The sequence below is a fragment of the Streptomyces sp. TP-A0356 genome (assembly GCF_001417775.1).
Lineage (GTDB): Bacteria > Actinomycetota > Actinomycetes > Streptomycetales > Streptomycetaceae > Streptomyces.
The window spans coordinates 89,519-106,084 of the sequence record NZ_BBZJ01000013.1; the positions used below are offsets into that span (position 1 = coordinate 89,519).

14 protein-coding genes are annotated in these 16,566 nt (G+C 71.9%); 5 read left to right on the plus strand and 9 right to left on the minus strand.

Going from position 1 to position 16,566, the window contains the following annotated elements; translation table 11 throughout:
- Positions 1-36: 36 nt before the first annotated feature.
- Positions 37-912: an alpha/beta fold hydrolase gene (locus ASC56_RS03720; RefSeq protein ID WP_055489734.1), complete on the minus strand. Its 876-nt coding sequence runs from the start codon at positions 910-912 to the stop codon at positions 37-39.
- 144 nt (positions 913-1,056) lie between these two features.
- On the opposite strand from ASC56_RS03720, the gene ASC56_RS03725 reads away from it, so the two are divergent.
- A complete protein-coding gene (locus ASC56_RS03725; protein WP_055489735.1) occupies positions 1,057-2,811 on the plus strand; it encodes an NAD+ synthase in 1,755 nt (584 codons plus the stop codon).
- Positions 2,812-2,880: 69 nt separating this feature from the next.
- On the opposite strand, the gene ASC56_RS03730 is transcribed toward ASC56_RS03725, so the two are convergent.
- The 4 genes from ASC56_RS03730 to ASC56_RS03745 form a co-directional block, all read right to left on the minus strand.
- Positions 2,881-4,101: an MFS transporter gene (locus tag ASC56_RS03730; protein ID WP_055489736.1), complete on the minus strand. Its 1,221-nt coding sequence runs from the start codon at positions 4,099-4,101 to the stop codon at positions 2,881-2,883.
- A 134-nt stretch (positions 4,102-4,235) separates the two neighbouring features.
- Entirely contained in the window at positions 4,236-5,276 is a 1,041-nt protein-coding gene (locus ASC56_RS03735; RefSeq protein WP_055489737.1) for an endonuclease/exonuclease/phosphatase family protein, read from the minus strand.
- Between the two features lie 181 nt (positions 5,277-5,457).
- The gene (locus ASC56_RS03740; protein ID WP_055489738.1) at positions 5,458-6,087 is read right to left on the minus strand and encodes a TetR/AcrR family transcriptional regulator; all 630 of its coding nucleotides are present in this window, start codon (positions 6,085-6,087) and stop codon (positions 5,458-5,460) included.
- Between the two features lie 92 nt (positions 6,088-6,179).
- A complete protein-coding gene (locus ASC56_RS03745) occupies positions 6,180-7,772 on the minus strand; it encodes an MFS transporter (protein WP_055489739.1) in 1,593 nt (530 codons plus the stop codon).
- Positions 7,773-8,046: 274 nt separating this feature from the next.
- On the opposite strand from ASC56_RS03745, the gene panB reads away from it, so the two are divergent.
- The 3 genes from panB to ASC56_RS03760 all read left to right on the plus strand — a co-directional run bounded on the left by panB (position 8,047) and on the right by ASC56_RS03760 (position 11,032).
- Complete coding sequence (panB, locus tag ASC56_RS03750; RefSeq protein ID WP_055489740.1) at positions 8,047-8,934, plus strand: 3-methyl-2-oxobutanoate hydroxymethyltransferase; 888 nt, start codon at positions 8,047-8,049, stop codon at positions 8,932-8,934.
- A 263-nt stretch (positions 8,935-9,197) separates the two neighbouring features.
- A complete protein-coding gene (locus ASC56_RS03755) occupies positions 9,198-10,223 on the plus strand; it encodes an ATP-binding cassette domain-containing protein (RefSeq protein WP_371330029.1) in 1,026 nt (341 codons plus the stop codon).
- Positions 10,220-11,032 (plus strand): ABC transporter permease, encoded by an 813-nt coding sequence (locus ASC56_RS03760; RefSeq protein ID WP_055489741.1) that lies wholly within the window; start codon positions 10,220-10,222, stop codon positions 11,030-11,032. The genes ASC56_RS03755 and ASC56_RS03760 overlap by 4 nt, the downstream gene beginning before the upstream one ends.
- A 35-nt stretch (positions 11,033-11,067) precedes the next feature.
- Here ASC56_RS03760 and ASC56_RS03765 read toward each other — a convergent pair whose 3' ends face one another.
- Complete coding sequence (locus ASC56_RS03765) at positions 11,068-14,370, minus strand: BTAD domain-containing putative transcriptional regulator (protein WP_055489742.1); 3,303 nt, start codon at positions 14,368-14,370, stop codon at positions 11,068-11,070.
- A gap of 81 nt (positions 14,371-14,451) precedes the next feature.
- Positions 14,452-14,709, minus strand: a complete 258-nt coding sequence (locus ASC56_RS03770) for a DUF6578 domain-containing protein (RefSeq protein ID WP_055489743.1) — start codon at positions 14,707-14,709, stop codon at positions 14,452-14,454.
- 103 nt (positions 14,710-14,812) lie between these two features.
- Here ASC56_RS03770 and ASC56_RS03775 point away from each other — a divergent pair, with 103 nt between their 5' ends.
- Positions 14,813-15,613: a site-2 protease family protein gene (locus tag ASC56_RS03775; RefSeq protein WP_055489744.1), complete on the plus strand. Its 801-nt coding sequence runs from the start codon at positions 14,813-14,815 to the stop codon at positions 15,611-15,613.
- Here the strand turns inward: ASC56_RS03775 and ASC56_RS03780 are convergent.
- Together ASC56_RS03780 and npdG are read right to left on the minus strand one after the other, a co-directional pair.
- The gene (locus ASC56_RS03780) at positions 15,603-15,839 is read right to left on the minus strand and encodes a hypothetical protein (protein ID WP_079102278.1); all 237 of its coding nucleotides are present in this window, start codon (positions 15,837-15,839) and stop codon (positions 15,603-15,605) included. The genes ASC56_RS03775 and ASC56_RS03780 overlap by 11 nt on opposite strands.
- Before the next feature lie 4 nt (positions 15,840-15,843).
- Entirely contained in the window at positions 15,844-16,548 is a 705-nt protein-coding gene (gene npdG / locus ASC56_RS03785; protein ID WP_055489746.1) for an NADPH-dependent F420 reductase, read from the minus strand.
- Positions 16,549-16,566 lie beyond the last annotated feature (18 nt).

Here is a 16,566-nt window from a genome sequence, read left to right on the forward strand (position 1 = left end):
CCGTCCCTCGTCACGAGGGGCGGGCGCGCGTGTGTGTCAGGCCGTGCCCAGTTCCAGTACGGCGTCGGCGATGTCCTTGGGCCGGTCCATCATGACCATGTGGCCGGAGGGCTCGGCCACCCGGAAGGCGCCGCCGAGATGGGCGGCCAGCGCCCGCTGGCGGTCGAGCCAGCGCGTGGCACCCGCGGCGAGCACGGTGACGGGGACGTCCGGGAGCGGCAACTCCCGGCGCAGCGCGGCGAGTTCGATGGCCTCATCTATGTAGGTGGCGTTCTCGGCGAGGATGGCGTGCAGCGCGCGACGCGTGGAGTAGGTGCTGCGGACGAGGTCGTACGGGGCCGGGTCACCGCCCGAGGCCCGGGAGGCGCGGACGACGGCGCGGCGCAGGAGGGGAAGCAGGGCGCGCGGCACACCGGCGGCGCCGAGCAGCGTGACCCACGCGCGCGTGGCGGTCTGCCGGGCCGGTCCCGCCCCGAGGGGACGCGGATCCTCCTCGACGCTGGAGTCGACGAGCACCACTCCGGCCGTCCGCTCGGGGTGCAGCCGGGCGAACGCCTCGGCATGGAAACCGGCGAGGGAGTGCCCGACCACGGTCGCGGGCCGGTCGAGCCCGAGCGCGTCCAGGACCTGCCCGATCCGCCGGGCCTCGGAGCGGAGCGTGGGCCAGGAGCGGGCGGGTGCGCTCAGCCCGAGCCCCGGCCGGTCGAACCGCACCACGGTCCGCCATGGCGCGAGCAGCGGCACGACGCGGTCCCAGTCGAACCAGCACATCCCGAGCCCGGGGCTCAGGACGCACAGCGGCCCGGCGCCGTCGACGCGTACGTGGTGCGGGACACCGTCGATGCGCACGTACTGTGGCGCGCCGGAGCCGTGCGGCAACCGGGGAGCGCTGTCGACGCCGTTCTGGATCATGCCCCGCTCTCCCACCCTGCCGGGTGCCGACGGCGAACGCCGTGCGCACGTGAGGGAGAGGGTACGCGAGGGGCTCCGCCCACGTGGGGTGCCCCACACCCCCATTGTGTCGCTCTGACGATTACTGGCGTCTAGACTGGGCGCGTGCCTCAACTACGCCTCGCCCTGAATCAGATCGACTCGACCGTCGGTGATCTCGCCGGAAACGCCGAGGCGATCGTCCGTTGGACCCGGCACTCCGCCGAGCAGGGAGCGCATCTGGTGGCGTTCCCGGAGATGGCGCTGACCGGGTATCCCGTCGAGGACCTGGCCCTGCGGTCCTCCTTCGTCGAGGCCTCGCGCGCGGCCCTGAGGGACCTCGCCGCGCGCCTCGCCGACGAGGGCCTCGGGGAGCTGCCGGTGATCGTCGGCTATCTCGACCGCTCCGAGACCGCCCAGCCGAAGTACGGCCAGCCGGCCGGCGCCCCGCAGAACGCGGCGGCGGTGCTGCGCCGCGGCGAGGTCGCGCTCACCTTCGCCAAGCACCACCTGCCCAACTACGGCGTCTTCGACGAGTTCCGCTACTTCGTGCCCGGCGACACGCTGCCGGTCGTGCGGCTGCACGGGGTGGACATCGCGCTCGCCATCTGCGAGGACCTGTGGCAGGACGGGGGCCGCGTGCCGGCAGCGCGCACCGCGAAGGCCGGACTGCTGGTGTCGATCAACGCCTCGCCGTACGAGCGCGAGAAGGACGACACGCGCCTTGACCTGGTGCGCAAGCGGGCGCAGGAGGCCGGCTGCACCACCGCCTACGTCGCCATGACGGGCGGACAGGACGAGCTGGTGTTCGACGGGGACTCGATCGTCGTCGATCGGGACGGCGAAGTGATCGCGCGTGCGCCGCAGTTCGCGGAGGGGTGCGTGGTCCTGGACCTCGATCTGCCGGCGGCGGAGGCCGACGCGCCGGGCGGCGTGGTGGACGACGGCCTGCGGATCGACCGGCTGGTGCTGTCCGAGGAGCCGCTGCCGCTGTACGAGCCCCAGCTGACGGGTGGGTACGCGCAGCGCCTTCAGGACGCCGAGGAGGTCTACTCGGCGCTGGTCGTGGGCCTGCGGGCGTACGTGACCAAGAACGGCTTCAGGTCGGTCCTCATCGGGCTGTCCGGCGGGATCGACTCCGCGCTGGTCGCGGCGATCGCGTGCGACGCGGTGGGGGCGGAGAACGTGTACGGCGTCTCGATGCCGTCCAAGTACTCCTCCGGGCACTCGAAGGACGACGCGGCGGAGCTGGCGCGGCGGACGGGCCTGCACTTCCGTACGGTCTCGATCGCCCCGATGTTCGACGCGTATATGAGCGCCCTCGGTCTGACGGGTCTGGCGGAGGAGAACCTCCAGTCCCGGCTGCGCGGCACGCTGCTGATGGCGATCTCCAACCAGGAGGGCCACATCGTGCTGGCGCCCGGCAACAAGTCGGAGCTGGCGGTGGGCTATTCGACGCTGTACGGCGACTCGGTGGGCGCGTACGGTCCGATCAAGGACGTGTACAAGACGTTGGTGTTCCAGCTGGCGCGGTGGCGCAACCGTGCCGCCGAGGAGCGCGGCCAGACGCCCCCGATCCCCGAGAACTCGATCTCCAAGCCGCCGAGCGCGGAGCTGCGTCCGGGCCAGGTCGACACGGACTCGCTGCCCGACTACCCGGTGCTGGACGCGATCCTGGACCTGTACGTGGACCGGGACCAGGGCGCCGACGCGATCGTGGCGGCGGGCTTCGACCGCGATCTGGTGGTGAAGACGCTGCGGATGGTGGACGCGGCGGAGTACAAGCGCCGCCAGTACCCGCCGGGCACGAAGATCTCGGCGAAGGGGTTCGGCAAGGACCGCCGCCTGCCGATCACCAACCGCTGGCGCGAACACGCGTAGCGCCCCACCGGGGGACCACCGCACGGAGTAGAGGGACAGGGGACCAGGGACCAGCCCCGGCCCCCCGGTTCAGCCGCGTACGCTCTCCGCGTGTTCCGGGACGTGTTGCGCCACCAGGCGCTCCCGTCCGGTCGGCGGAGTCACCCGGCGGCGGTCCACCGCGTATGCCGCGGTCGCCACTGCCAGCCCCAGCACCGCCAGGCCCGCGCCCGCGAGGGCCGGAGACGTGACGCCGAAGCCCGCGGCGAGCGCGAGGCCGCCGATCCAGGCTCCGCCCGCGTTCGCCAGGTTGAAGGCAGCCTGGTTCGCCGAGGACGCGAGCGAGGGCGCCGCCGACGCCTTCTCCATGACCATCAGCTGCAGCGGGGAACCGGTGATGAACGCGGCCGTGCCCAGCAACGTCACCGCCAGGGCCGCGCTCCACTCGGCGCCCATGAGCAGCGGGAACAGCGCCAGCACGACCACGAGCGAGGTCAGTCCGCCGAACAGCGTGCCGCGCAGGGAGTGGTCCGCCAGGCGGCCGCCGACCAGGTTGCCGATCGTGGCGCCCACACCGAACAGGGCCAGCAGCAGGGTGACGCTCGCGTCGGCGTACCCCGCCGCGTCCGTCAGCATCGGGGTCACATAGCTGTACGCCGAGAACAGCGCGCCGAAGCCCGCCACCGTCGTGCCCAGCGCCAGCCAGACCGGCAGCGAGCGCAGGGCCACCAGCTCACCCTTCAGGCCGCCGGCCTGGGCGTGGGTGTGGTCGTGCGGGATCAGCAGGAACAGGGACGCGATCGCGGCGACACCGATCACGCTGACGCCGAGGAACGTCGCCCGCCAGCCCAGGTGCTGCCCCATCAGCGTGGCCACCGGCACGCCCGCGATGTTCGCGACCGTCAGGCCCATGAACATCAGCGAGACCGACCGGGCCCTGCGCTCGGGAGCGACGAGGCTGGTGGCGACGACCGCGCCGACGCCGAAGAACGCCCCGTGCGGCAGACCGCTCAGGAAGCGCGCGGCGAGCAGCCAGTCGTAGCCGGGGGCGAGGCCGGACAGCGCGTTGCCCAGCACGAACAGGGCCATGAGGCCGATGAGGACCTTGCGGCGGGTCATACGGGCCGTGACCGCGGCGAGCAGCGGTGCGCCGATCACCACGCCCAGGGCGTACGCCGAGACCAGGTGCCCGGCGGTCGGGATGGATGTGTGCAGGTCGTCCGCGACGTTGGGCAGCAGGCCCATCATCACGAACTCGGTGGTACCGATGCCGAAGGCGCCCACGGCAAGGGCTAGCAGGGCCAGGGGCATGGGGGCGTTGCCTTTCAGAGCGGAGTTCCGTCGGATCATAAGTTCAAGTACGGAACAAAGCCTGCCAGGCGCAGTATTCCGGGAGGTTACGTCACGGTTGCCGTGGGCTGCCGACGCGCCGTTGCCCTGGGCGTTCAGGACGCGGGTGTGGCCACCTTCACACGCGCCGCGACCGGCAGATGGTCGCTGCCCGTCCGTGGCAGGGTCCACGAGCTCACCGGCTCGACGCCCCTCACCATGATCTGGTCGATCCGGGCCATCGGGAACGACGCCGGCCAGCTGAAGCCGAAGCCGCTGCCCGCCGCGCCCTGCGTGGAGCGCATCTGCGAGGTGACCGCGTTCAGCGAGCGGTCGTTCATGGTGCCGTTGAGGTCGCCGAGCAGGACCACCCTGCCCAGCTTCTCGTCGGCGATGGCCTCACCGAGCGCGTCCGCGCTGGTGTCCCGCTGCCGTGCGGTGAACCCGGCCGCCAGCTTCACCCGCACCGAGGGCATATGGGCGACGTAGACGGCGACCTGCCCGTCCGGCGTGGTCACCGTCGCCCGCATCGCCCGGGTCCAGCCCAGCTTGATGTCCACGACCCGCACCCCGCTCAGCGGGTACCTGCTCCACAGGCCGACCGTGCCCTGGACCGAGTGGTACCGGTACGTCGACGCGAGCGCCCGCTCGTACACCGGGACGGCGGACGCCTTCAGCTCCTCCAGGGCCAGCACGTCCGCGCCGGACGCGGCCACGTCGCGCGCGGTGCCGGAGGGATCGGGGTTCTCGGCGTTGACGTTGTGCGTGGCGACGGTCAGGTCGCCGCCGCTGCCGGTCTTGTCGCCGAGCAGCCCCCCGAAGAGGTTCAGCCAGACCGCCACGGGCACCAGCAGCGCGATCAGCGCGGTCGCCGACTTCCTCACCACCGCGAGGATCAGCAGCAGCGGAACGAACACGACACCGAGCCAGGGCAGGAACGTCTCGCTGAGACTGCCGAGGTTGCCGACGGTGTTGGGGATCCGCGCGTGCAGCAGCATCACCAGCGCGAGGACGACCGCGAGGGCGGCCGACACGATTCCGCGGCGCCAGATGCCCCGGTCGCCGCGCAGGCCGTCGTACAGGCGCCGGAGCCGGGACCCCCGACGGTCCGGCCCCGTGCCGCCGCCGCCCGTCTCCGTCATGTACGCCTGCGCCATACCGTCGCCTCACAACCTGCCGTGCACACCGTCTCCCCCGCGGTTACGACCCTAGGGGATGATCGGTTCCGTCCCTGCCGTCCCATGACGGCCGTACGGGCACGATGACGAAGAAGGCGGTGCCCGGAGTTCCGGATGAGGGCACGAGAAGGCCTTCTGTGACGAAACCTGGACATAGGAACTAGGAACTGACGGGCCGTAGCCCTTCCAGGACCGTGTCGACGATCCGCTCGGCGAGCCCCTCCTCCAGCCGGGCGTCGGGGCGCAGCAGGGAACGTACGAGCATGGGGCCCACGAGCATGTCGTTCATCAGGTCGAGGTCGACGTCCTGTCGCACCTCGCCGTTCTCCTGTCCTCGGCGCAGCACTTCCATGCCGATCCGGCGCCTGGGCGCGACGACGGTCGCGTGGTACGCGGCCCAGATCTTGGGGCTGCTCTTCATCTGGACGTACACGTTGTGCAGGATCGCCGAGGAGCGGCTGGCCAGGCCGCGCTGCCGCAGCGACTCCAGGAGCACGACGAGGTCGTCGCGTGCCGAGGTGCCGGGCAGTTCGGGGTCCTCGGGCTCGGCGGCGCGCAGGACGTCGATGAAGAGGTCCTCCTTGTCGCTCCACCGGCGGTAGATGGTGGCCTTGCCGACGCCGGCGGTGCGGGCGATGCGCTCTATGGACAGGTCCGCGAGGGGCACACCGTCCTCGATCAGCTTCATCACCCCTTCGATGATGGCCCGTTCGACGGCCTCGCTGCGAGGGCGTCCGCGTACGGGGCAGTCCTGCTGGGGCTGCTGGGGCCGGCTGTCGGCGAGGCTCACATTCGACTCCGTCCTTGCTGCGCTGGGATGGTTCTTCCCGCTGTACGTCTGAACGGGCACCCGGCTCCCCGAGTGCCCGTCATGACGTGGCGTCAGTGTTCCGCGGCCACCAACTGCCGCTCCTCCTTGTCCTCCTGCGGTGCGGGCGCCTTCCCGGGCAGGAACAGCGCCACCACGATCGCGCCGAGCACCGCCACGCCCGCGCCGCACAGCGCGGTGACGTGCATGGCGTGCAGGAACGCGTCGTTGGCCGGGGCGACGAGGGCCTTGCCGTGCGGGCCGAGCTTCGCGGCCACGCCGAGCGTCGCCTCGATCGACTCGCCCGCGGTGTGGCGGACGCCCGCCGGGAGGAGGGAGAGCTTGTCCTGGATGCCGTTGCGGTAGCTCGTGGACAGGACCGACCCGAGGACCGCGATGCCGAGCGCACCGCCGACCTGACGGAAGGTGTTGCTGAGCGCGGACGCGGACCCCGCCTTCTCGCGGGGCAGCGCCTGCATGATGACGACGCTGGTCGGCGTCATGATGTGCGCCATGCCGGTGCCCATGAGGAAGAAGACGACCTCGAGGACCCAGATCGGGGTGTCCGCCTTCAGGGCGGCGAAGGCGGCGAGCATCGCGGCGATGATGACCATGCCGGCGGTGGTCGTGGCGCGGTTGCCGAACCGGTCGACCAGCAGCCGGGCACGCGGCGCGAAGATCATCTGCGCGGCGGCCAGCGGCAGCATCAGCAGACCGGTCTGCAGCGGCGAGTAGCCCCGCACGCTCTGGGTGTAGAAGACGGAGAAGAACGTCACGCCCATCAGCGCGAAGAAGACCAGCGCGATCGCGGCGATGGCGGCCGAGAAGACCTTGTTGGCGAAGTAGGTGACGTCTATGGACGGATGGTCGCTGCGCTTCTCGTACACGACGAAGAAGGCGAGGACGGCCAGACCGGCGGCGATGGTCGCGAGGACCGTGGTGTCGGTGAAGTCGGCGAGCTGGCCGCCCTTGATGATGCCGTAGACGAGCAGAACGAGGCCGACGACCGACAGGACGACGCCGACGGGGTCGACGCGGCCGGGGCTGGGGTCCCGGGAGTCGGGGACCAGCCAGAGCATCAGGGCCAGCGCGATGATCACGATCGGCACGTTGATCAGGAAGACGGAGCCCCACCAGAAGTGGTCGAGGAGCACACCGCCGGTGATCGGGCCGATGGCGATGGCCAGACCGACGCCGCCGGCCCAGATACCGATGGCCTTGGGCTGCTCGTCGCGCTCGAAGACGTTCATGAGGACGGCGAGCGTCGCGGGCATGACGAAGGCCGCGCCGAGGCCCATGAGCGCGCGGAACGCGATGAGCTGGGCCGACGAGCCCGACTCGGCGGCGAGCGCCGACCCGGCGCCGAACACCGCGAGACCGGCCAGCAGCGTCTTCTTGCGGCCCAGGCGGTCACCCAGCAGGCCCGCGGTGAACAGAAGCCCGGCGAAGACGAGGGTGTAGGCGTTGATGGCCCACTCCAGCTCGCTCTGGGTGGCGCCCAGGCCGGTCGGTGCCGGGGTGGAGATGGTCTTGATCGCTACGTTCAGGATGGAGTTGTCGAGCACCACTATCAGAAGGCTGAGCATCAGCACGCCGAGGATGGCCCAGCGGCGCCGGTGCACCTCCTCGGGCACCCGCCGTTCCACTGGGACTGCAGGGGTAGTCATGGGGAGGAGCCTAGGCGAATTCCGATACGGAACGGTCTCGTATTGGAACCTTTTACGGAGGCCTTAAGAAGAGACCTAGGCCAGAGGGGGAAAGGTCCTAGGACCGCAGACGCAGGCCCGCACTCGGGGCCCGCGCCGGTCCGGGAGCGGGCGGCCACCCGGGGGAAGCCGCGTGGCGCCCCCTCCCCTAGCCGCGCGTGGCACGAGGTGCCACCATGGGGGTGGTCCGGGGACGCCGTCAGGGCGCCTCGAGATGACAGAAGGAGCCGTTGCGATGACGCAGCTTCCGGCTGCCCAGGGGCAGCCCGCTCAGGGTGCGCTCAAGCCCTCCGACAGCAGCAAGGCGCTGTACGGAGGCAAGAGCACCCGCCGCATCACCGTGCGCGACATCACCGCCGCCAAGGAGCGCGGCGAGAACTGGCCCATGCTCACCGCCTACGACGCGATGACCGCGTCCGTGTTCGACGAGGCCGGCATCCCGGTCATGCTGGTCGGCGACTCCGCGGGCAACTGCCACCTCGGGTACGAGACGACGGTACCCGTCACCCTCGACGAGATGACCATGCTCTGCGCCGCGGTCGTACGGGGCACCCAGCGCGCCCTGATCGTCGGCGACCTGCCCTTCGGCTCGTACCAGGAGGGTCCGGTGCAGGCGCTGCGCTCCGCCACCCGTCTGGTGAAGGACGCCGGGGTCGGCGCCGTGAAGCTGGAGGGCGGCGAGCGCTCGCACGGCCAGATCGAGCTCCTGGTGGAGTCCGGCATCCCGGTCATGGCACACATCGGCCTGACCCCGCAGTCCGTGAACACCATGGGCTACCGCGTGCAGGGCCGGGGCGACGAGGCGGCACACCAGCTGCTGCGGGACGCCAAGGCCGTGCAGGACGCGGGCGCGTTCGCGGTCGTCCTGGAGCTGGTCCCGGCGGAGCTGGCCGCGGAGGTCACGCGGACGCTGCACATCCCCACCGTCGGCATCGGCGCGGGGCCGCAGACGGACGCCCAGGTCCTGGTGTGGACCGACATGCTGGGCCTGACCGGCGGACGGGTGCCGAAGTTCGTGAAGAAGTACGCGGACCTGCGACAGGTCATGGGCGACGCGGCGAAGGCCTTCGCCGAGGACGTCGTGGGTGGAACGTTCCCTCTTGAGGAGCACTCGGTGCACTGACCTTCCAGGGGCTGCGGCATTCGGAACGCTGCGGGCCGTCCTCGGCCGATCGCGCCCGCGCGGCGGAGCCGCACCAGCCGCACGGCGTATCCGTCCCGCGCCCCTTACCGGGCGCCCCGACCCACGGGGCGCGCGGCAGCCCGCCGATCTTCCCCCGTCGGCGGGCTGTTCGCTGCCGTGCGCCGGCGGAGCGTGGGCGGATGCGGGGCGGCTGTAGGTGACCTGTCGGTGGTTTGTCGGTGGCGGCTGGCACCTTGGTCGGCATGACGCGAATCGACAACAACCCCAGCGAGGCCGCTCCGGACGCGGCCGTCACCGTACGGGGGCTGGTCAAGCACTACGGCGAGACCAAGGCGCTGGACGGCGTAGACCTCGATGTGCGCGAGGGCACCGTCCTCGGCGTGCTCGGACCGAACGGCGCCGGCAAGACCACCCTCGTCCGCTGCCTGTCCACCCTCATCACCCCGGACGCCGGCCATGCGACGGTCGCCGGCTACGACGTGGTCCGCCAGCCGCGCCAGATCCGGCGCGTGATCGGCCTCACCGGCCAGTACGCGTCGGTCGACGAGAAGCTCTCCGGGTACGAGAACCTGTACATGATCGGCCGGCTCCTCGACCTGCCCCGCAAGGAGGCCCGCGCCCGGGCCGAGGGGCTCCTGGAGCGGTTCTCGCTCACGGAGGCCGCCAAGCGCCCGGCGTCCACGTACTCCGGCGGTATGCGGCGGCGTCTCGACCTCGCCGCCTCGATGATCGGGCACCCGGCCGTCCTGTATCTGGACGAGCCGACCACCGGCCTGGACCCGCGCACCCGCAACGAGGTGTGGACCGAGGTCAAGCGGATGGTGGCCGAGGGCGCGACCGTGCTGCTCACCACCCAGTACATGGAGGAGGCCGAGCAACTGGCCTCCGAGCTGACCGTCATCGACCGCGGCAAGGTCATCGCGGGCGGCCGCGTCGACGAGCTCAAGGCGAAGGTCGGCGGCCGTACGCTCCGCATCCGCCCGGCGGACCCGCTGGAGCTGCGCCCGACCGCCGACGCGCTCGACGAGTTCGGCCTCACCGGTCCCGGCCACGCGACGGTGGACTCCGAGACCGGCACCGTCCTGGTGCCGATCCTCAGCGACGAGCAGCTGACCGCGGTGGTCGGCGCACTCACCGCCCGCGGCATCACGCTCGCCGGCATCACCACCGAACTGCCCAGCCTGGACGAAGTGTTCCTGTCCCTCACCGGCCACCGGGCCAGTGCCCCGCAGGACGCGTCCCCCGCCCGTGAGGAGGTCGCCGCATGAGCGCCGCCACCGTTACCGCGACCGTGGCCGAGGGCCGCATCGGACTGCGCGGCAATCTGCGCCACATCGGCGCCCTGGTCCGCCGAAATCTGCTGTGGATCCGCCAGGACCCGGAGTCGATGTTCGACGCGATCCTGTTCCCGATCGTCTTCTGTCTGCTGTTCGTGTTCGTCTTCGGCGGCGCGATCGCGGGCAAGGGCCATCAGGACCAGTACGTCAACTACGTGGTCCCCGGTCTGATGGCCATGATGGGCATGAACATCGCCATGGCTGTCGGAACCGGCTTCAACCAGGACTTCCAGACGGGCGTGATGGACCGCTTCCGGTCCCTGCCGATCGCCCGTTCCTCGGTCCTCATCGCCAAGATCACGGTCGAGATCGGCCGGATGCTGGTCGCCACGGCGATCCTGCTCGCGGTCGGCTTCTCACTGGGGCTGTCCATCGCCAGCGTGCCGGGGTTGTTCGAGGCCATCGGGCTCTCGATGGTCTTCGGCTCCTCCATCATGTGGATCTTCCTGACCATGGGCGTGGTGATGAAGAGCGCCCAGGCCATCCAGGGAATGGGGTTCCTCGTGCTGATGCCTCTGCAGTTCGGGTCGTCGATCTTCTCTCCGCCGTCCACCATGCCGGGCTGGCTCAAGGCCTTCACCGACTACAACCCGCTGTCGACGCTCGCGGACGCCGCCCGCGGTCTGATGAACGGCGGCCGGCCGATCACCCACGATGTGTTCATGACGCTGATCTGGTCGGTCGTGATCACGGCGGTCATGGCACCGATCGCCATCCGCAAGTTCACCACCAAGAGCTGACCCGCGCCGCGCCGGCACCGGTCCGCTCATCCGCGTCAGACGAGGGCGGCGGCCTCCTCCAGGGAGAGCCCGCCGCCCTCCGCGTACGCGGCCTGGTACACCGCGTCGCCCAGCACCGCGCGGGCGCCCGCCTCCGCCTGGGCGCGGGTCTCCCGCTCCATCGGGGCGTGGACGTGGCCGGGCGGCAGCAGATGGTCGGCGGCGCCCAGGCACCTGGCCGCGTCCCTGGCGCGGCTGCCGCCGTCCAGGCCGGTGAGCGCGGTAGCGGCGGTCATCAGGTGCACGGAGGCCATGTGCGGGGCGATCGCCAGGCTCATCCGGTCCGTCGCCCGCGCGAGCGCCCGGCGCACCTTGACCAGTGCCTCCGGGTACCGCTCCTCCAGCGCGTCCAGCCAGGCTTCCACACCGAGCACGAGGCCGTCGAAGACCACGAACCTCACGGCCCCGAAGTCCCTGAGCAACAGCCGCAGTTGCTCACGTGACTCGGCCACCCGGCCCGTGCGGCCGAGCCACATCGCCAGGAAGAGCCGGGCGGCGGGCATGGCGTCGCTGAACGAACCCTGGGCCTCCTCGACGACCTGGCGCAGCAGCCGCTCCCCCTTCTCGCCCTCCCCCGCGTCCATCAGGACGCGGCCGAGGCGGGCGCCGAGCACGGCCATCTGGGAGCGGGCGCCGAGCTGTTCGGCGTACTGGCGGGCGGCCTCGTAGTCGGCGGCGGCGAGCAGGTAGTCGCCACGCCGCTCACGGGCCTCGCCCCGGGCGGACAGGGCCTCGGCCGCGCCCCAGGTGTCCCCGATCCGGCGGAAGATCTCCAGTGCCTCGTCCGCGTCCCGGGTCGCGTCCCCCGCCCAGTGGCTTCGGTTGGCGAGGATGTTGGCCCGCATCTGCAGGGCCTGGGCCAGCTCCCAGGTGTAGCCGAACTCGCGGCACGTGCGGACGGACTCGTCGAGGACCGCGCGCATGCGGTCCAGGTCGCCGCTGAGCAGAACGGCGAAGAACCACAGGAAGCCGGGCATCCGGCAGGTCTGCGGCTGGCCCGGGCGGTAGGTCTCGCTGATGACGCGCAGCTTCTCCTTGGCCTGCGGCGTCTCCCACGACTGGATCTCCATGTCCATACAGGCGAGCTGGACGAGATGGGCGCCCCGGCGGGCCTCGTCGAGGATCTCCGGGCGCATCGGCGGCGGGTTGTCCGTGCACGTCTCGGGGAGGTCCGGCACCGGGCGGGCGGGCGCCGTGAAGGGGTCGGGGCCGAGGGCTGTGACCGCGCCGGACCAGATGCGGGCCTCGGTGCGCAGGTCACGCATGTGCCAGTACCAGGCCAGCGAGAGCAGCAGGCACAGCGCCTCCTGCTCATCGCGGGCGGCGACGGCGTGGCGCAGGGCGGTGCGCAGGTTCTCGTACTCCACCTGGAGCAGGTCCACCGCGGCACGCTGGCCCGACGAGCGCAGCAACGGGTCGGTGGTACGGGCGAGTTCGCGGTAGTACGTGACGTGGGCTCGCTCGGTACCAAGCCGCTCCCCGGACTCGTCGAGCCGTTCACCGGCGTACTCGGCGACGGTCTCCAGGAGCCGGTAGCGCATCTCCCCGTCACCCGACGGGCCGGCCACCACCAGGGACTTGTCGACGAGGGAGGCGACCGCCTCCAGTGCGGCGGGCCCGCACACGGCCTCCGCGGCGGTGAGGTCGCAGCCGCCGGAGAAGACGGACAACCGGCGCAGCACCGCGCGTTCGTCCGCGTCGAGCAGGTCCCAGGACCAGGCGACGACAGCCCGCAGGGTCTGCTGTCGGGGCAGCACCGTGCGGCTGCCCGAGGTGAGCAGCCGGAAGCGGTCGTCGAGCCGTTCCGCGATCTGACGCGGTGACAGCATCCGCAGCCGGGCGGCCGCCAGCTCGATGGCGAGCGGCAGTCCGTCGAGGCGGCGGCAGATCTCCTCGGCGGCCTCGGGGTCGTCCTCGATGCGGAAGCCGGGCCGAGCGGCGGCGCCACGATCGGCGAGCAGCTTCAGCGCGTACGGCTGCGACAGCGGCTCCACCGGGCGCAGCAACTCCCCCGGTACGCCGAGGGGTTCGCGGCTGGTGGCGAGGACCGCCAGCTCGGGACAGCGTCCGAGGAGGTGCTCGACGAGCCGGGCGGCGGCGTCCACGACGTGTTCGCAGTTGTCGAGGATAAGCAGCATACGGCGCCGTGCGCAGTGCTCGGCCAGCCTGACCAGGGGGTCGTCGTGCCGCTCGGCGACGGCGCGCATCTCCTCGGCGCCCGCGCCGCGCAGCACGGTCTGGCGCGCCCCGACGGCGGTGAGGACGGCCTCGGGCACCGCCTCCGGGTCGTCGACCGGTGCCAGCTCGGCCAGCCACACCCCGTCGCGCGGCGCGTCCGCCAGGGCCTCGGCCGCCTCCTGGGACAGCCGGGTCTTCCCGGCACCGCCCGGTCCGAGCAGGGTGACGAGGCGGGCCACGGCGAGATCACCGCGAATGGCGTCGATGTCGGCGTCCCGCCCGACGAAGGACGTCAGACGGGCCCGGAGGTTGCCCGGGGGCGCGGGCGCGGGGGGTCTCGCCCCGTCGGCGGGCGGGGTGGGGCGGGGCAGGGCACGGGGCGGCTCGGCTTCCGGGGTGCGCAGCAACTCACCGTGCAGGGCGCGCAGTTCGGGCCCGGGGTCCGAGCCGAGACGGTCCGCGAGCAGCTGCCGTACGTCCTCGTACGCGGCCAGGGCCTGAGCCGGGCGGCCCGCCTGCCGCAGGGCGCGCAGACGCAGGGCCTGGAGGGGCTCGTCGAGGGGGTGGAGGTCGCAGAGGGCGGTCAGCTCGGGCAGGTACTGCTCACCGTGGCCGAGGGCGAGGGCGGCGGTGAGCCGGGCGCGGCGCACGTCGAGGCGGCGGGTCTCCCAGCGGGCCGCCTCGGCGGTACGGTCCGGGAGGTCGCTCAGGGCGGGCCCGTGCCACAGGGCGAGGGCGTCGTCGAGGACGACCGCCGCCTTCGCGGGGTCGCCGTCGGCCAGTGCGCGCAGACCCTCACCGGCGAGCCGCTCGAAGTGGTGCAGGTCGATGTCGTCCGGCACCGCGGCCAGCCGGTAGCCGCCGTCGACCGACTCCACCGCGGCCGCTCCCAGCGTCCGGCGCAGCCGCCCGACCAACGCCTGCAGGGCGCCGGTGGCGTCGGCAGGCGGGTCGCCGTCCCACACCTCGTCGACGAGAAGGGCGGCGGGGACGGTCCGGCCGGCCCTCAGGGCGAGCACGGTCAGCAGGGCACGCAGCCGGGCCCCGCCGACCGGGACGGGCGTGCCGTCGGCGCGGAGTGCCTGGGTGGTGCCGAGAATGCGATAGCGCACGGGGTTCATTGTCTCCGGTCGGGTCAGGGCCGGTCACGGGGTGCGGGCGGGGCGGCGACGGGGGCGTCGAGGTCGACCAGGACTCCCGACTCAGGCTCGGCAACGCAGCGAACGTGCGTGCCAGACGCCGCGAGCCGGGCGCACCGGCCGGAGCGCGCCCTCCTCGTCGTCGCGCACGTGCTCCACCGGTGCCGCGAACGAGCTGAGCAGCTCCTCGTCCCGGCCCCCGCCGAGCAGGTCGTCGTCGGCCTTGGGCAGCAGAGCCCGGCTGACCTCGTCCCCCACCGAGAACGGCGTACCGCGGCACTCCGTCTGCCAGTCCGCGTAGAACACCTTCCAGTTCCCCATGGCCCCACCCTCTCCGGAACTCGGTCACCTGCGCGAGACGTTTTCGGGGTGCGCCCGGTACCGTCGGGCAGTCCCCCGCACACACACGAATCCAGGGAGTCCCATGACCACCGCCGCCACCCGGCGCAGCGACCGCAGGATCAGCTCCGTCTTCGTCGGGCTCCTGGCCGTGACGGCGGTCACCGGCTGGGCGACCTGGAGCGGCTTCGCCGAGCAGCCCGGCGTGGCCGTGTTCCTGTTCGTGACGGCCGCGTGGATCGTCTCCCTGTGTCTGCACGAGTACGCCCACGCGCGCACCGCGCTGCACGGTGGCGACATCTCGGTCGGCGCGAAGGGCTATCTCACGCTCAATCCGCTGAAGTACACGCACGCGCTGCTGAGCATCGTCCTGCCGGTGATCTTCGTGATCATGGGCGGGATCGGCCTGCCGGGCGGCGCGGTCTTCATCGAGCGGGGCCGTATCCGGGGCCGCTGGCGGCACAGCCTGATCTCGGCGGCGGGCCCGCTGACGAACGTCCTGTTCGCCGTCGTGTGCACGGCCCCGTTCTGGCTGGGCGCCCTGAACGGCGTGCCGAGCGACTTCCGGTTCGCCCTCGCCTTCCTCGCCCTTCTGCAGGTCACGGCCGCGATCCTGAACTTCCTGCCGGTGCCGGGCCTGGACGGCTACGGCGTCATCGAGCCCTGGCTGTCCTACGGCGTCAGGCGCCAGGTGGAGCCCTTCGCGCCCTTCGGCCTGCTCTTCGTGTTCGCCCTGCTGTGGGTCCCGTCGATCAACAGCGCGTTCTTCCATGTGATCGACTCGATCCTGGGCGGCCTGGGCATCGGTGACCTCGACCGGTACTGCGGCCAGGAGCTCTACCGCTTCTGGCAGGGGACCAACGCGTACTGCTCGGTCAGCCCGTGACCGAGCCGTCCCGGCCCGCCCGGGCGCGGCGCACGTAGTACCAGGTCATGTTGGACGTCAGGCCCGCGAGCAGCACCCATACGATCCCCAGCCAGCTGCCCTGGACGAAGGAGACGACGGCCGCGGCCACGGACAGGACGCAGACGGCGAGGGCGTAGAGAGCGAGGCGGGGCATGGGGGTCGGCTCCTGTCGGGGGACACTGCTTCGACGACCAGTGTCCCCCATGGGCTCACACGTCGGTGATGCGGATCCCGGCGTGCGCCTTGTAGCGCCGGTTGATGGAGATCAGGTTGGCCACGAGGGCCTCGACCTGGTGGGCGTTGCGCAGCCGTCCCGCGAAGACGCCGCGCATGCCGGGGATGCGCCCGGCCAGCGCCTGGACGATCTCGACGTCGGCGCGCTCCTCGCCGAGGACCATGACGTCGGTGTCGATCTGTGCCACCTCAGGGTCCTCCAGGAGTACGGCGGACAGGTGGTGGAAGGCGGCGGCGACCCGCGAGTCCGGCAGCAGTGCGGCGGCCTGTTCGGCGGCGCTGCCCTCCTCCGGCCTGATCGCGTACGCGCCCTTCTTGTCGAAGCCGAGCGGGTTGACGCAGTCGACGACGAGCTTGCCGGCCAGTTCCTCGCGCAGCGACTGGAGCAGCGGGCCGTGGCCCTCCCACGGCACGGCGACGATCACGACGTCGCTGCGCCGTGCGGTCTCGGCGTTGCCGGCGCCCTCGACGCCCTGGCCGATCCCCTCGGCGGCGGCCCGGGCGCGCTCCGCGGCGCGGGAGCCGATGATCACCTTCTGGCCGGCCCTGGCGAGCCGGTAGGCGAGGCCCTTGCCCTGCGGCCCGGTGCCGCCGAGCACGCCGACGACGAGCCCGGAGACGTCGGGGAGGTCCCAGGGGTCCTTGGCGGGGGCCTTGGGTGCACTGTCGGTAGAGGTCATGGCCCGACTCTACGTGCG

Coding starts and splice junctions, on each gene's coding strand:
- ASC56_RS03720 (WP_055489734.1), bottom strand. CDS start 912: ATGATCCAGAACGGCGTCGACAGCGCTCCCCGGTTGCCGCACGGCTCC.
- ASC56_RS03730 (WP_055489736.1), bottom strand. CDS start 4,101: ATGCCCCTGGCCCTGCTAGCCCTTGCCGTGGGCGCCTTCGGCATCGGT.
- ASC56_RS03735 (WP_055489737.1), bottom strand. CDS start 5,276: ATGGCGCAGGCGTACATGACGGAGACGGGCGGCGGCGGCACGGGGCCG.
- ASC56_RS03745 (WP_055489739.1), bottom strand. CDS start 7,772: ATGACTACCCCTGCAGTCCCAGTGGAACGGCGGGTGCCCGAGGAGGTG.
- panB (WP_055489740.1), top strand. CDS start 8,047: ATGACGCAGCTTCCGGCTGCCCAGGGGCAGCCCGCTCAGGGTGCGCTC.
- ASC56_RS03755 (WP_371330029.1), top strand. CDS start 9,198: ATGACGCGAATCGACAACAACCCCAGCGAGGCCGCTCCGGACGCGGCC.
- ASC56_RS03760 (WP_055489741.1), top strand. CDS start 10,220: ATGAGCGCCGCCACCGTTACCGCGACCGTGGCCGAGGGCCGCATCGGA.
- ASC56_RS03765 (WP_055489742.1), bottom strand. CDS start 14,370: ATGAACCCCGTGCGCTATCGCATTCTCGGCACCACCCAGGCACTCCGC.
- ASC56_RS03770 (WP_055489743.1), bottom strand. CDS start 14,709: ATGGGGAACTGGAAGGTGTTCTACGCGGACTGGCAGACGGAGTGCCGC.
- ASC56_RS03775 (WP_055489744.1), top strand. CDS start 14,813: ATGACCACCGCCGCCACCCGGCGCAGCGACCGCAGGATCAGCTCCGTC.
- ASC56_RS03780 (WP_079102278.1), bottom strand. CDS start 15,839: ATGGGGGACACTGGTCGTCGAAGCAGTGTCCCCCGACAGGAGCCGACC.
- npdG (WP_055489746.1), bottom strand. CDS start 16,548: ATGACCTCTACCGACAGTGCACCCAAGGCCCCCGCCAAGGACCCCTGG.